Here is a 15,893-nt window from a genome sequence, read left to right on the forward strand (position 1 = left end):
CGCTAAAGGAATGTAAACATGACCGACTTAAAAAACGATCGCTACCTTCGCGCACTTCAGCGCCAGCCCGTGGACGTGACGCCAGTCTGGATGATGCGTCAGGCCGGTCGCTATCTTCCGGAATATAAAGCGACGCGCGCCCAGGCGGGCGACTTCATGTCGCTGTGCAAAAATGCCGAGCTGGCGTGCGAAGTCACCCTGCAGCCGTTGCGTCGTTACAAACTGGATGCAGCGATCCTCTTCTCTGACATCCTGACCATCCCGGATGCGATGGGTTTAGGGCTCTATTTCGAGGCGGGTGAAGGCCCACGTTTTACCTCTCCTGTCACCTGCCATGCTGATGTGGAAAAACTCCCGGTGCCCGATCCCGAGCAGGAGCTGGGGTATGTCATGAACGCGGTGCGTACCATTCGCCGCGAACTGAAAGGCGCAGTGCCACTCATTGGTTTTTCCGGAAGCCCGTGGACGCTGGCGACCTATATGGTGGAAGGGGGCAGTAGCAAGGCCTTTACCGTCATTAAAAAGATGATGTATGCCGAGCCGCAAACGCTGCATCTGTTGCTCGATAAGCTCGCGAAAAGCGTCACCCTTTACCTGAACGCACAGATTAAAGCCGGTGCCCAGTCCGTGATGATTTTCGATACCTGGGGCGGTGTGCTGACGGGCCGTGATTACCAGCAGTTCTCGCTCTATTACATGCATAAAATCGTTGATGGCCTGCTGCGTGAAAACGACGGCCGCCGTGTTCCGGTCACCCTGTTTACCAAAGGTGGCGGACAATGGCTGGAAGCAATGGCAGAAACTGGCTGTGATGCGCTGGGCCTCGACTGGACGACGGATATTGCCGACGCCCGCCGTCGCGTAGGCAACAAAGTGGCGCTGCAGGGCAACATGGACCCGTCGATGCTTTATGCCACGCCTGCCCGTATAGAAGAAGAAGTCGCGACTATACTTGCAGGTTTCGGTGAGGGCGAAGGGCATGTGTTCAACCTCGGTCACGGCATCCATCAGGATGTGCCGCCGGAACATGCTGGCGCGTTTGTGGAGGCGGTGCACCAGCTCTCAGCCCGATATCACAAGTAAGGAGTGGTTATGGATCTTGCGTCACTGCGTGCTCAACAAATTGAACTGGCTTCATCGGTTTGTCGTGACGACCGTCTGGACAAGGATCCCCCTGCGCTCATTGGCGGCGCAGACGTTGGGTTTGAACAGGGTGGGGAGGTGACCCGCGCGGCGATGGTGCTTTTGTCCTGGCCCTCGCTTGAGCTACTGGAGTATCAGGTAGCGCGCATCCCCACCACCATGCCCTATATCCCCGGTTTTCTCTCCTTCCGTGAATATCCTGCGCTGCTCGCAGCGTGGGAGCAGCTCTCGCAAAAGCCCGACCTGCTGTTCGTTGATGGACACGGCATCTCTCACCCGCGCCGCCTGGGCGTTGCCAGCCACTTTGGTCTGTTGGTGGACGTGCCGACCATTGGCGTTGCCAAAAAACGGCTGTGCGGAAAGTTTGAACCTCTCTCTGACGAGCCTGGGTCACGGGCGCCGCTCATGGACAAAGGGGAGCAGCTGGCATGGGTCTGGCGCAGTAAAGCGCGCTGCAACCCGCTTTTCGTGGCAACAGGCCATCGGGTAAGTACTGACACCGCCCTGGCGTGGGTCGAACGCTGTACAAAAGGCTACCGACTCCCGGAGCCGACACGTTGGGCCGATGCGGTAGCCTCAGGGCGCCCGGCGTTCACGCGATGGCAGGCAATTCAGGGCTGATTAAGGTACACTGCGGCTAATTTCAGTGTCTGAGAACTCATCATGTTACAAAACCCGATTCACCTGCGTCTGGAGAAGCTCGCCACGTGGCAGCATGTCACCTTTATGGCCTGCCTGTGCGAACGTATGCATCCCAATTACGCCATGTTCTGCCAGCAAACCGAGTTTGGCGAGCCACAGTTGTACCGCCGTATCCTTGACCTGGTATGGGAAACGCTAACGGTCAAAGACGCGAAAGTGAACTTTGATAATCAGCTTGAGAAACTGGAAGAGGCAATTCCCTCTGCTGACGACTACGATATGTACGGTGTCTATCCGGCGATCGATGCGTGCGTGGCGTTGAGCGATCTGATTCATGCGCTGTTAAGCGGCGAAGCGCTGGAATACGCCATCGAGGTCAGCAAGACCTCGATCACCACCGTGGCAATGCTTGAAATGACGCAGGCGGGTCGTGAAATGACCGACGAGGAGTTGAAAGAGAACCCCGCAGTGGAGCAGGAATGGGACATCCAGTGGGAAATCTTCCGCCTTCTGGCGGCGTGCGAAGAACGCGATATTGAGCTGATTAAAGGCCTGCGGGCAGACCTGCGTGAGGCTGGCGAGAGTAATATCGGTATAAATTTGCAGCAATGAGACAACAAAACGTGATTTAACGCCTGTTTTGTCGTTCTGGGAGGCTTCCCTTCTGACCCCCGTCTGGTCTACATTTGGGGGGCGAAAAAAAGTGGCTATCGGTGCGTGTATGCAGGAGGGTGCTTTTGAGGCATTTCCGTCGCACTCGATGCTTAGCAAGCGATAAACACATTGAAAGGATAACTTATGAACAAGACTCAATTAATTGATGTAATTGCAGACAAAGCTGACCTGTCTAAAGTACAGGCTAAAGCTGCTCTGGAATCCACCCTGGCTGCGATTACTGAGTCTCTGAAAGAAGGCGATGCTGTACAACTGGTTGGTTTCGGTACCTTCAAAGTGAACCACCGCGCTGAGCGTACTGGCCGCAACCCGCAGACCGGTAAAGAAATCAAAATCGCCGCAGCTAACGTGCCGGCATTTGTTTCTGGTAAAGCACTGAAAGATTCTGTTAAGTAAGACAGCATGGCAGTGAACAGTTTTATCGAAGGGGCTTTGCGGCCCCTTTTGTCATTCTGGCGTCGGTCGTTGCCGCTGGCTGGCATACTGTTACTGACTGCCTGTAGTCACAACGACGCGCTACCGCCTTTTACCGCCAGTGGTTACGCCGGGGACCAGGGGGCGATGCGCTTATGGCGTAAAGATTCTGGCAACGAGACACATATTCTCGCGGCTTTCAGCCCCTGGCATCGTGGCAACACCTCCCTGAGTGAGTATCGCTGGCAGGATGATGCACTCAGCCTGATTGAGCTCAACATCTACGGTAAACAGCCCGAACACATCCGTATACGCTTCGACGACCACGGCGAACTCAGCTTCATGCAGCGTGAAATCAACGGGCAGAAGCAGCAAATTTCCAGCGATCAGGTCGCGCTCTATCGCTATCGTGCCGATCAGATTCGCCAGACCAGCGATGCATTGCGACAGGGAAGGGTAGAACTGCATCAGGGCCGCTGGCATACCAACGGTGCGGTGACCACCTGTGAGGGCCAGACGATAAAGCCTGATCTGGATGCATTAGCGCTTAGCCACATTCAGCGTCGACAGGATCACTCGTCGGTAGAGGTGAGCATCGCCTGGCTTGAAGGACCTGAAGGGGCGCAGTTGTTGCTGGTGGCAAATGAAGATTTCTGCACCTGGCAGCCAACGGAGAAGCGCTTCTGAGGTCATTGCGACCAGCAGCTTTCATGCCGACCCTCTCCCTGAGGAGAGGGTGGATTAGAGAAATTACTTCCCTTGCTCGCGTGCAATAGCACGATAACCAATATCCTTGCGGCTGAAGCTGCCATTCCAGTGAATATCGGCCATCAGTGCATTAGCGCGCTGTTGAGCTTCGGCAACGGTCTCGCCAAGCGCCGTAACGCAAAGTACACGGCCTCCGCTTGTCAGCACCTGATCCTCAGCCGACAGTGTCGTACCGGCATGGAACACTTTACCTGCAGGCGTCGATTCCAGCGGCAGGCCGTGGATAACGTCACCCGTGTTGTATTCACCCGGATAGCCGCCTGCCGCCATCACTACACCCAGGGCAGCGCGTGAGTCCCACTCAGACGTCTTCTCATCCAGATTGCCTTTGCAGGCGGCAAGACAGAGGTCTACCAGATCTGACTGCATACGCATCATGATCGGCTGCGTTTCAGGATCGCCAAAACGGCAGTTGAATTCGATAACCTTAGGGTTACCTGCTTTATCGATCATCAGCCCGGCATACAGGAAACCGGTGTAGGTATTTCCCTCTGCCGCCATGCCTTTTACGGTTGGCCAGATCACGCGTTCCATGGTGCGCTGGTGAACGACATCCGTCACGACCGGAGCCGGGGAGTAAGCCCCCATACCGCCGGTGTTCGGGCCAGTATCACCGTCGCCCACACGCTTGTGGTCCTGGCTGGTGGCCATCGGCAGCACATGCTCACCGTCGACCATCACAATAAAGCTGGCTTCTTCGCCATCCAGAAACTCTTCGATAACGATACGGTGACCCGCGTCACCAAAGGCGTTGCCAGCCAGCATGTCGTTCACGGCGGCTTCCGCTTCTTCAAGGGTCATTGCTACGATAACGCCTTTACCGGCCGCCAGACCGTCCGCCTTAATCACAATCGGTGCACCTTTCTCACGCAGGTACGCCAGCGCAGGCTCTACTTCAGTGAAGTTCTGATATTCCGCTGTCGGAATCTTGTGGCGTGCCAGGAAGTCCTTGGTGAAGGCTTTGGAGCCTTCCAACTGGGCGGCACCCTGCGTGGGGCCAAAAATTTGCAAGCCCGCTGCACGGAAAGCATCCACCACACCAATAACCAGCGGTGCTTCCGGGCCCACAATCGTCAGGTCAATTTTTTCACTTTGAGCAAAATTCAACAGGGCCGGAATATCCGTCGCACCAATAGCAACGTTCTGCAACGTCGGCTCCAGAGCAGTGCCGGCATTACCCGGTGCCACGAATACGGTATTAACGAGCGGCGATTGTGCCGCTTTCCATGCAAGGGCGTGTTCGCGCCCACCGTTACCAATCACTAATACTTTCATTGTCTGCTCCGTGGATTAATGGCGGAAGTGACGCATGTCGGTGAAGATCATTGCGATACCGTGTTCGTCGGCGGCGGCAATCACTTCTTCATCACGGATAGACCCGCCAGGCTGGATGACACAGGTGATGCCCACCGCCGCCGCCGCGTCAATGCCGTCACGGAACGGGAAGAACGCGTCGGAAGCCATTGCTGAGCCTTTTACTTCAAGCCCTTCGTCGCCGGCTTTAATCCCTGCGATTTTCGCGGAGTAAACGCGGCTCATCTGCCCTGCGCCTATGCCGATAGTCATGTTCTCTTTGGCGTACACAATGGCGTTGGATTTCACGAACTTCGCCACCTTCCAGCAGAACAGCGCATCGCGCAGCTCTTGTTCGGTCGGCTGGCGTTTACTGACCACGCGCAGTTCACCTTCGGTTACCATTCCAAGATCGCGGTCCTGAACCAGCAGGCCACCGTTAACGCGTTTGAAATCCAGACCCGGCACACGTGCAGACCATTCACCGCAGGTCAGGACGCGAACGTTCTGTTTAGCAGCAGTGATTTTCAGCGCTTCCTCTGTCGCAGAAGGGGCGATGATCACCTCTACAAACTGACGAGAGATAATGGCCTGTGCGGTATCCGCATCCAGCTCGCGGTTAAAAGCGATGATGCCGCCGAATGCCGAGGTGGGGTCGGTTTTGTACGCGCGATCGTAGGCATCCAGAATAGAGTTGCTTACCGCCACGCCGCACGGGTTCGCGTGCTTGACGATAACGCAGGCCGGCTCGCTGAACTCTTTCACACATTCCAGCGCCGCATCAGTATCCGCGATGTTGTTATAGGAGAGGGCTTTACCCTGCAGCTGCCGGGCTGTGGCTACCGAGGCTTCTTTCACCTCTTCTTCTATATAGAAGGCTGCCTGCTGGTGGCTGTTCTCGCCATAACGCATATCCTGCTTCTTAATGAAGTTCAGGTTCAGGGTACGCGGGAAGCGACCGGCGGCTTCTTTACTATCGCCGTGGTAAGCCGGCACCAGACTACCGAAGTAGTTGGCAATCATGCTGTCGTAGGCCGCAGTGTGTTCGAATGCTTTGATGGCGAGGTCGAAGCGGGTTTCCAGCGTCAAAGAGGCGTCGTTGGCATCCATCTCTTCAATAATGGCGTTGTAGTCGCTGCTCTTTACTACAATGGCGACATCTTTATGGTTCTTGGCCGCAGAGCGCACCATGGTCGGGCCGCCAATATCGATGTTTTCTACCGCATCTTCCAGCGAGCAGCCTTCGCGAGCAACGGTCTGTGCAAACGGATAGAGGTTAACGACAACCATATCAATGGGAGAGATGCTGTGTTCAGCCATGATGGCATCATCCTGGCCACGACGGCCGAGGATCCCGCCGTGTACTTTCGGATGCAGGGTCTTCACGCGTCCATCCATCATTTCCGGGAAACCGGTGTAATCGGAAACTTCGGTCACGGGTAAGCCTTTATCTGCCAGTAGGCGGGCAGTACCGCCTGTAGAAAGCAGTTCCACACCACGTGCGGAAAGCGCCTGAGCGAATTCAACGATGCCTGCTTTGTCAGAAACACTGAGCAGAGCGCGGCGGACTGGACGACGTTGTTGCATGGTAAATCCCCTGGATTTGACGATAACAGAGAGCGTTAGCTGAATTTTCATTTAAAAACTCAGCTAACGCCCCTTACGGGGCTGCTTTTTTGCGCGGGCATTGTAACGAAAACGTTTGCGCAACGCTCGCGAATTTTTATCTTTCGACCAGGAACGCATAATTTTGCCCTTCCTTTATAGGTTGGCGAGGCTAATTTCAGCAAGGTGCCGGAAAGGTTTGTGGATAACTCTGTGCGTAAAAGGGTATAAGGCGGGGTTTTGCTGGGGAATGCAGCAGTCAGTCATTTTTCTGCAATTTTTCTATTGCGGCTTCAGGAGAACTCCCTATAATGCGCCTCCATCGACACGGCAGATGTGAATCACTTCACACTAAACAGCCGGTTCGGTTGAAGAGAAAAATCCTGAAAATCAGGGTTGACTCTGAAAGAGGAAAGCGTAATATACGCCACCTCGCAACGGTGAGCGAAAGCCGCGTTGCACTGCTCTTTAACAATTTATCAGACAATCTGTGTGGGCACTCAAAGTGACATGGATTCTTGATGTCCTCGGACAAAAAATGAATACCAAGTCTCAAAGAGTGAACACGTAATTCATTACGAAGTTTAATTCTACGAGCATCAAACTTAAATTGAAGAGTTTGATCATGGCTCAGATTGAACGCTGGCGGCAGGCCTAACACATGCAAGTCGAACGGTAGCACAGAGAGCTTGCTCTCGGGTGACGAGTGGCGGACGGGTGAGTAATGTCTGGGAAACTGCCTGATGGAGGGGGATAACTACTGGAAACGGTAGCTAATACCGCATAATGTCGCAAGACCAAAGAGGGGGACCTTCGGGCCTCTTGCCATCAGATGTGCCCAGATGGGATTAGCTAGTAGGTGGGGTAATGGCTCACCTAGGCGACGATCCCTAGCTGGTCTGAGAGGATGACCAGCCACACTGGAACTGAGACACGGTCCAGACTCCTACGGGAGGCAGCAGTGGGGAATATTGCACAATGGGCGCAAGCCTGATGCAGCCATGCCGCGTGTATGAAGAAGGCCTTCGGGTTGTAAAGTACTTTCAGCGGGGAGGAAGGCGATACGGTTAATAACCGTGTCGATTGACGTTACCCGCAGAAGAAGCACCGGCTAACTCCGTGCCAGCAGCCGCGGTAATACGGAGGGTGCAAGCGTTAATCGGAATTACTGGGCGTAAAGCGCACGCAGGCGGTCTGTCAAGTCGGATGTGAAATCCCCGGGCTCAACCTGGGAACTGCATTCGAAACTGGCAGGCTTGAGTCTTGTAGAGGGGGGTAGAATTCCAGGTGTAGCGGTGAAATGCGTAGAGATCTGGAGGAATACCGGTGGCGAAGGCGGCCCCCTGGACAAAGACTGACGCTCAGGTGCGAAAGCGTGGGGAGCAAACAGGATTAGATACCCTGGTAGTCCACGCTGTAAACGATGTCGACTTGGAGGTTGTGCCCTTGAGGCGTGGCTTCCGGAGCTAACGCGTTAAGTCGACCGCCTGGGGAGTACGGCCGCAAGGTTAAAACTCAAATGAATTGACGGGGGCCCGCACAAGCGGTGGAGCATGTGGTTTAATTCGATGCAACGCGAAGAACCTTACCTACTCTTGACATCCAGAGAACTTGGCAGAGATGCCTTGGTGCCTTCGGGAACTCTGAGACAGGTGCTGCATGGCTGTCGTCAGCTCGTGTTGTGAAATGTTGGGTTAAGTCCCGCAACGAGCGCAACCCTTATCCTTTGTTGCCAGCGATTCGGTCGGGAACTCAAAGGAGACTGCCAGTGATAAACTGGAGGAAGGTGGGGATGACGTCAAGTCATCATGGCCCTTACGAGTAGGGCTACACACGTGCTACAATGGCATATACAAAGAGAAGCGACCTCGCGAGAGCAAGCGGACCTCATAAAGTATGTCGTAGTCCGGATCGGAGTCTGCAACTCGACTCCGTGAAGTCGGAATCGCTAGTAATCGTGGATCAGAATGCCACGGTGAATACGTTCCCGGGCCTTGTACACACCGCCCGTCACACCATGGGAGTGGGTTGCAAAAGAAGTAGGTAGCTTAACCTTCGGGAGGGCGCTTACCACTTTGTGATTCATGACTGGGGTGAAGTCGTAACAAGGTAACCGTAGGGGAACCTGCGGTTGGATCACCTCCTTACCTTAAAGAACCTGCCTTTGCAGTGCTCACACAGATTGTCTGATGAAAAGTAAATAGCAAGGCGTCTTGCGATTGAGACTTTGTGTCCCCTTCGTCTAGAGGCCCAGGACACCGCCCTTTCACGGCGGTAACAGGGGTTCGAATCCCCTAGGGGACGCCACTTGCTGGTATGTGAGTGAAAGTCACCTGCTGATATATCTCAAAACTCATCTTCGGGTGACGTTTGAGATATTTGCTCTTTAAAAATCTGGATCAAGCTGAAAATTGAAACAACACCCTGTTTCTTTTCTCCGTAATAAGAAAAGAAAAACAGGCGTGTTTGAGTCTCTCAAATTTTCACGACACTGAAGTGTTTTACGAAACAGCTTCGGGTTGTGAGGTTAAGCGACCAAGCGTACACGGTGGATGCCCTGGCAGTCAGAGGCGATGAAGGGCGTGCTAATCTGCGATAAGCGCCGGCGAGGTGATATGAACCCTTGACCCGGCGATACCCGAATGGGGAAACCCAGTGTGACTCGTCACACTATCATGTCATGAATACATAGTGGCATGAGGCGAACCGGGGGAACTGAAACATCTAAGTACCCCGAGGAAAAGAAATCAACCGAGATTCCCCCAGTAGCGGCGAGCGAACGGGGAAGAGCCCAGAGTCTGAATCAGCAAATGTGTTAGTGGAAGCGTCTGGAAAGTCGCACGGTACAGGGTGAAAGTCCCGTACACGAAAATGCATCTGTTGTGAACTCGAAGAGTAGGGCGGGACACGTGGTATCCTGTCTGAATATGGGGGGACCATCCTCCAAGGCTAAATACTCCTGACTGACCGATAGTGAACCAGTACCGTGAGGGAAAGGCGAAAAGAACCCCGGCGAGGGGAGTGAAAAAGAACCTGAAACCGTGTACGTACAAGCAGTGGGAGCACCTTCGTGGTGTGACTGCGTACCTTTTGTATAATGGGTCAGCGACTTATATTCTGTAGCAAGGTTAACCGTATAGGGGAGCCGCAGGGAAACCGAGTCTTAACTGGGCGTTAAGTTGCAGGGTATAGACCCGAAACCCGGTGATCTAGCCATGGGCAGGTTGAAGGTTGGGTAACACTAACTGGAGGACCGAACCGACTAATGTTGAAAAATTAGCGGATGACCTGTGGCTGGGGGTGAAAGGCCAATCAAACCGGGAGATAGCTGGTTCTCCCCGAAAGCTATTTAGGTAGCGCCTCGTGAACTCATCTCCGGGGGTAGAGCACTGTTTCGGCTAGGGGGCCATCCCGGCTTACCAACCCGATGCAAACTACGAATACCGGAGAATGTTATCACGGGAGACACACGGCGGGTGCTAACGTCCGTCGTGAAGAGGGAAACAACCCAGACCGCCAGCTAAGGTCCCAAAGTCATGGTTAAGTGGGAAACGATGTGGGAAGGCACAGACAGCCAGGATGTTGGCTTAGAAGCAGCCATCATTTAAAGAAAGCGTAATAGCTCACTGGTCGAGTCGGCCTGCGCGGAAGATGTAACGGGGCTAAACCATGCACCGAAGCTGCGGCAGCGACACTTATGTGTTGTTGGGTAGGGGAGCGTTCTGTAAGCCGTTGAAGGTGGCCTGTGAGGGCTGCTGGAGGTATCAGAAGTGCGAATGCTGACATAAGTAACGATAAAGCGGGTGAAAAGCCCGCTCGCCGGAAGACCAAGGGTTCCTGTCCAACGTTAATCGGGGCAGGGTGAGTCGACCCCTAAGGCGAGGCCGAAAGGCGTAGTCGATGGGAAACAGGTTAATATTCCTGTACTTGGTGTTACTGCGAAGGGGGGACGGAGAAGGCTATGTCGGCCGGGCGACGGTTGTCCCGGTTTAAGCATGTAGGCGGAGGTTCCAGGTAAATCCGGTACCTTTTAACGCTGAGGTGTGATGACGAGGCACTACGGTGCTGAAGTGACAAATGCCCTGCTTCCAGGAAAAGCCTCTAAGCATCAGGTAACACGAAATCGTACCCCAAACCGACACAGGTGGTCAGGTAGAGAATACCAAGGCGCTTGAGAGAACTCGGGTGAAGGAACTAGGCAAAATGGTGCCGTAACTTCGGGAGAAGGCACGCTGGTGCGTAGGTGAAGTGACTTGCTCACGGAGCTGAAACCAGTCGAAGATACCAGCTGGCTGCAACTGTTTATTAAAAACACAGCACTGTGCAAACACGAAAGTGGACGTATACGGTGTGACGCCTGCCCGGTGCCGGAAGGTTAATTGATGGGGTTATCCGTAAGGAGAAGCTCTTGATCGAAGCCCCGGTAAACGGCGGCCGTAACTATAACGGTCCTAAGGTAGCGAAATTCCTTGTCGGGTAAGTTCCGACCTGCACGAATGGCGTAATGATGGCCAGGCTGTCTCCACCCGAGACTCAGTGAAATTGAACTCGCTGTGAAGATGCAGTGTACCCGCGGCAAGACGGAAAGACCCCGTGAACCTTTACTATAGCTTGACACTGAACATTGAGCCTTGATGTGTAGGATAGGTGGGAGGCTTTGAAGCGTGGACGCCAGTCTGCGTGGAGCCAACCTTGAAATACCACCCTTTAATGTTTGATGTTCTAACGTGGACCCGTTATCCGGGTTGCGGACAGTGTCTGGTGGGTAGTTTGACTGGGGCGGTCTCCTCCTAAAGTGTAACGGAGGAGCACGAAGGTTAGCTAATCCTGGTCGGACATCAGGAGGTTAGTGCAATGGCATAAGCTAGCTTGACTGCGAGAGTGACGGCTCGAGCAGGTGCGAAAGCAGGTCATAGTGATCCGGTGGTTCTGAATGGAAGGGCCATCGCTCAACGGATAAAAGGTACTCCGGGGATAACAGGCTGATACCGCCCAAGAGTTCATATCGACGGCGGTGTTTGGCACCTCGATGTCGGCTCATCACATCCTGGGGCTGAAGTAGGTCCCAAGGGTACGGCTGTTCGCCGTTTAAAGTGGTACGCGAGCTGGGTTTAGAACGTCGTGAGACAGTTCGGTCCCTATCTGCCGTGGGCGCTGGAGAATTGAGGGGGGCTGCTCCTAGTACGAGAGGACCGGAGTGGACGCATCACTGGTGTTCGGGTTGTCATGCCAATGGCACTGCCCGGTAGCTAAATGCGGAAAAGATAAGTGCTGAAAGCATCTAAGCACGAAACTTGCCCCGAGATGAGTTCTCCCTGAGACTTTAAGTCTCCTGAAGGAACGTTGAAGACGACGACGTTGATAGGTCGGGTGTGTAAGCGCAGCGATGCGTTGAGCTAACCGATACTAATGAACCGTGAGGCTTAACCTTACAACGCCGAAGCTGTTTTGGCGTGAGAAACACGATTTTCAGCTGATTCCAGAATTAAGTGCGCAATAATTTACGCAGCAGCAAGGCGGCCAGCGAAGGAAAGGAAGGAGCATACTGAGGTATGTGACTGACTTTGCGAGCGCAGGCAACGCGGCTGATGCGATAAAAGATTGCGTACAGAGCACAAAGAATTTGCCTGGCGGCAGTAGCGCGGTGGTCCCACCTGACCCCATGCCGAACTCAGAAGTGAAACGCCGTAGCGCCGATGGTAGTGTGGGGTCTCCCCATGCGAGAGTAGGGAACTGCCAGGCATCAAACAAACAGAAAAGCCTCATGCGAAAGCATGGGGCTTTTTTGCTATTGTTATATCTCAAAACGTTGAACGTATTGCTAAAGGAATTGGCTATGACTGTTCTGTACGCTCAGATTTATAAAAACCGAATGGTGGTTCGTAACCTTAATACGCGCCAGCAGGTCACCGGTACCCACATATTCAGCAATCAACGCATCATTATTGCCGATTTCTTTGAAGCGGAAGGTTTCCTGGCCCATCTTATTAAGCAGGTTGCACCCCGATCTTTCTGGCATGTGCTACCCGGCGCGGGAAACTTGCAGATCCTCAGCCACGCCCTGGAAATGAACGAGGGCGGGCTGTCGGCGGTAGAAGAAAGAGCCTTGCTTGAAATGACCTTCGGGGCCTCACAGGGGCGGTGTAAATATCCCAAAGTCATCGATGATGAGACGCTTCTGAACGATGAACAGGTCCTGGCGGCGCTCAGTCGGCAGGGTAAAGACGCTAATCCCCCCGCCAGTAAGCCTAAAATTATCTCCTGACCACAAATTGCCACGTTGCGACACAGTCGCGACGTGAAACTTCCTCACCTTCCACATGCAGACTCGACATTTACAGAAATCCTGGGTATCTTTCCAGCTGTCTGGATGTCTAAACGTTTAAACGTATGCAGTGAGGATATAAGTTATGCCGATTCGGGTGCAGGACGAGCTACCAGCCGTCAATTTCTTACGTGATGAAAACGTCTTTGTAATGACGACGTCACGTGCAACTGGTCAGGAAATTCGTCCGCTGAAGGTACTTATTCTCAATCTGATGCCGAAGAAAATCGAGACGGAGAACCAGTTTTTACGCCTGCTTTCCAACTCTCCCCTGCAGGTTGACGTTAAACTGCTGCGTATTGATACACGAGAATCCCGCAATACACCCGTTGAGCATCTGAACAATTTCTACTGCAATTTCGATGAAATCAGCGAAGAGAATTTCGATGGACTGATCGTTACAGGCGCGCCGCTGGGGCTGGTCGAGTTTAACGATGTGGCCTACTGGCCGCAGATCCAGCAGGTGCTGGAGTGGGCCAAAGATCACGTCACCTCAACGCTTTTTGTCTGTTGGGCCGTACAGGCGGCGCTCAATATTCTGTATGGTATCCCCAAGCAAACTCGTGAAGGAAAACTCTCCGGCGTTTACGAGCACCGCATTCTGCACCCTCATGCGCTGCTGACCCGTGGTTTTGACGATACCTTCCTGGCGCCGCACTCCCGTTACGCCGACTTCCCGGCCGCGTTGATTCGTGACTATACCGATCTTGAAATCCTGGCTGAAACAGACGATGGAGACGCTTACCTCTTCGCCAGTAAAGACAAGCGTATCGCCTTTGTTACCGGCCACCCTGAGTATGATGCCAACACCCTGGCGGGAGAATATTTCCGCGATGTGGAGGCGGGGCTGTCACCAGAGGTTCCCTATAACTATTTTCCTAAAAACGATCCGCAGAACAAACCGCATGCTACCTGGCGTAGCCATGGAAACCTGCTGTTTATCAACTGGTTGAACTACTATGTTTACCAGATCACCCCTTACGATCTGCGCCACATGAACCCCACTCTGGACTGATCCATTTGCGGGATCGTTAACCGTTTCAGCAGCATTTTAAGGCACCTTCGGGTGCCTTTTTTATTTCCGAAACCCCCTCCATGAACGATACAAACTTTAAATCATTTGTTATCAATACGTTAAATTGATTTTAAATTAAAAATGGAAATTGTTTTTGATTTTGGATTTTAATTGAGTAGTCTTATTTCTGCTGAACGAAAAAACGACAACCTGTCTCTTTCAGCGTGGGGACGTATTCGGATCACTGACGAGGGCTGCGTAATGACACAACAGGCAACGACAACGGACGAACTGACGTTTATTAAACCTTCTGGCGAGCGGGAAGAGCATATTCTTACGCCCGGTGCGGTAGAGTTTTTGACTGAACTGGTTACGCGCTTTACGCCACAACGTAATAAACTGCTGGCGGCACGCATCCAGCAACAACAGGCTATTGACGAAGGGACGCTTCCTGATTTTATTTCGGAAACGGATTCCATTAGAAATAGTGAATGGAAGATCCGTGGGATTCCGGCTGACCTCATGGATCGCCGCGTAGAGATCACCGGGCCGGTAGAGCGCAAGATGGTGATCAACGCGCTCAACGCCAATGTGAAGGTCTTCATGGCGGATTTTGAAGATTCCCTCTCACCCGACTGGGACAAAGTTATTGAGGGACAGGTTAACCTGCGCGATGCAGTGAACGGCACCATCAGTTACACCAACGATGCCGGGAAAATTTACCAACTTAAGCCCAATCCGGCGGTACTGATTTGCCGTGTGCGCGGTCTGCATCTGCCAGAAAAACATGTTACCTGGCGGGGTGAAGCCATTCCCGGTAGCCTGTTTGATTTCGCGCTCTACTTCTTCCACAACTATAAAGCGCTCCTGGCTAAAGGCAGCGGCCCCTATTTCTATCTGCCAAAAACCCAGGCCTGGCAGGAAGCCGCATGGTGGAGTGAGGTTTTCAGCTATAGCGAAGATCGCTTTAATCTGCCTCGCGGCACCATCAAAGCCACCCTGTTGATTGAAACGCTGCCTGCGGTTTTCCAGATGGATGAGATCCTGCACGCGTTGCGCGACCATATTGTGGGGCTTAACTGTGGTCGCTGGGACTATATTTTCAGCTATATCAAGACACTGAAAAACCACCCGGACCGGGTGTTGCCTGACCGTCAGGTCGTTACTATGGACAAACCTTTCCTCAATGCCTATTCGCGTCTGTTGATCAAAACCTGCCACAAACGCGGCGCGTTTGCGATGGGCGGTATGGCGGCCTTCATTCCGAGTAAAGATACTGAGCGCAACAATCAGGTGCTGGAGAAAGTTAAAGCGGACAAAGCGCTGGAAGCCAACAATGGGCATGACGGAACCTGGATTGCGCACCCTGGTCTTGCCGACACGGCGATGGACGTCTTTAGCAAAGCGTTGGGTGAGAATCCTAATCAGCTCTCTGTCACCCGGGAAGAAGATGCACCTATTACCGCAGAACAACTGTTAGCGCCAGCTGACGGTGAACGAACTGAAAAGGGGATGCGCGCCAATATCCGCGTGGCGGTGCAGTACATCGAAGCCTGGATCTCCGGCAATGGGTGTGTGCCGATCTATGGTCTGATGGAGGACGCGGCCACGGCTGAAATCTCCCGCACCTCCATCTGGCAGTGGATCCACCACGAGAAAACACTCAGTAACGGTAAGCCTGTGACCAAAGCCCTGTTCCGCCAGATGCTTGCTGAAGAGATGCGGGTCATTCAGGACGAGCTGGGGGAGCACCGCTTCAGCAGCGGTCGTTTCAACGATGCCGCGCGGTTGATGGAACAAATCACCACTTCTGATGAGCTGATTGATTTCCTGACCTTGCCGGGCTACCGCCTGCTCGCATAACGCCCAGGCTATTTTGTTCGCCATTTTGACTTCGGGCAGTTCTGAGACAAAACGCAACACGTTTTAAACGCCCTGGGGTGGTCCCGAAGGGATAAGCGGCTTCCCGAAAGCAAACTGCCTTCACTAATAACGCCTGGGTTGCCAGGATAA

General features: G+C 53.4%; 10 protein-coding genes, 1 tRNA gene and 3 rRNA genes. 12 read left to right on the top strand and 2 right to left on the bottom strand.

Annotated features, from left to right (window positions below):
• Positions 1 to 18: 18 nt before the first annotated feature.
• The 5 genes from hemE to M1D91_RS01390 all read left to right on the top strand — a co-directional run bounded on the left by hemE (position 19) and on the right by M1D91_RS01390 (position 3,561).
• Positions 19 to 1,083: a uroporphyrinogen decarboxylase gene (hemE, locus tag M1D91_RS01370; protein ID WP_437434195.1), complete on the top strand. Its 1,065-nt coding sequence runs from the start codon at positions 19 to 21 to the stop codon at positions 1,081 to 1,083.
• Positions 1,084 to 1,092: 9 nt separating this feature from the next.
• On the top strand, positions 1,093 to 1,764 hold the full coding sequence (gene nfi / locus M1D91_RS01375; protein WP_437434196.1) for a deoxyribonuclease V: 672 nt from the start codon (positions 1,093 to 1,095) through the stop codon (positions 1,762 to 1,764).
• 42 nt (positions 1,765 to 1,806) lie between these two features.
• Entirely contained in the window at positions 1,807 to 2,397 is a 591-nt protein-coding gene (locus M1D91_RS01380) for a YjaG family protein (protein ID WP_437434197.1), read from the top strand.
• 186 nt (positions 2,398 to 2,583) lie between these two features.
• Positions 2,584 to 2,856 (top strand): nucleoid-associated protein HU-alpha, encoded by a 273-nt coding sequence (gene hupA / locus M1D91_RS01385; protein WP_437434198.1) that lies wholly within the window; start codon positions 2,584 to 2,586, stop codon positions 2,854 to 2,856.
• A gap of 12 nt (positions 2,857 to 2,868) precedes the next feature.
• Complete coding sequence (locus M1D91_RS01390; protein WP_437434202.1) at positions 2,869 to 3,561, top strand: DUF1481 domain-containing protein; 693 nt, start codon at positions 2,869 to 2,871, stop codon at positions 3,559 to 3,561.
• Between the two features lie 63 nt (positions 3,562 to 3,624).
• On the opposite strand, the gene purD is transcribed toward M1D91_RS01390, so the two are convergent.
• Positions 3,625 to 4,917, bottom strand: coding sequence for a phosphoribosylamine--glycine ligase (gene purD / locus M1D91_RS01395; RefSeq protein ID WP_437434199.1), 1,293 nt, complete (start codon positions 4,915 to 4,917; stop codon positions 3,625 to 3,627).
• Between the two features lie 15 nt (positions 4,918 to 4,932).
• Positions 4,933 to 6,522, bottom strand: a complete 1,590-nt coding sequence (gene purH, locus M1D91_RS01400; RefSeq protein WP_437434200.1) for a bifunctional phosphoribosylaminoimidazolecarboxamide formyltransferase/IMP cyclohydrolase — start codon at positions 6,520 to 6,522, stop codon at positions 4,933 to 4,935.
• A 625-nt stretch (positions 6,523 to 7,147) separates the two neighbouring features.
• Here purH and M1D91_RS01405 point away from each other — a divergent pair.
• From M1D91_RS01405 to aceB, 7 genes are all read left to right on the top strand, one after another.
• Positions 7,148 to 8,687, top strand: a 16S ribosomal RNA gene (locus M1D91_RS01405).
• Between the two features lie 84 nt (positions 8,688 to 8,771).
• Positions 8,772 to 8,847: transfer RNA gene (locus tag M1D91_RS01410), tRNA-Glu, on the top strand.
• A gap of 218 nt (positions 8,848 to 9,065) precedes the next feature.
• A 23S ribosomal RNA gene (locus tag M1D91_RS01415) occupies positions 9,066 to 11,971 on the top strand.
• Between the two features lie 195 nt (positions 11,972 to 12,166).
• Positions 12,167 to 12,282, top strand: a 5S ribosomal RNA gene (rrf, locus tag M1D91_RS01420).
• Together the 16S, 23S and 5S rRNA genes with 1 tRNA gene alongside form the textbook arrangement of a ribosomal RNA operon.
• A gap of 94 nt (positions 12,283 to 12,376) precedes the next feature.
• On the top strand, positions 12,377 to 12,805 hold the full coding sequence (locus tag M1D91_RS01425; RefSeq protein WP_437434151.1) for a YjaA family stress response protein: 429 nt from the start codon (positions 12,377 to 12,379) through the stop codon (positions 12,803 to 12,805).
• Between the two features lie 145 nt (positions 12,806 to 12,950).
• Positions 12,951 to 13,880 carry a homoserine O-succinyltransferase MetA gene (gene metA / locus M1D91_RS01430; RefSeq protein WP_437434152.1) on the top strand — a complete coding sequence of 310 codons (930 nt, stop codon included), beginning with the start codon at positions 12,951 to 12,953 and terminating at the stop codon, positions 13,878 to 13,880.
• 261 nt (positions 13,881 to 14,141) lie between these two features.
• Positions 14,142 to 15,743 carry a malate synthase A gene (gene aceB, locus M1D91_RS01435; protein WP_437434153.1) on the top strand — a complete coding sequence of 534 codons (1,602 nt, stop codon included), beginning with the start codon at positions 14,142 to 14,144 and terminating at the stop codon, positions 15,741 to 15,743.
• Positions 15,744 to 15,893 lie beyond the last annotated feature (150 nt).

It is taken from the genome of Enterobacter sp. SA197 (assembly GCF_054131575.1).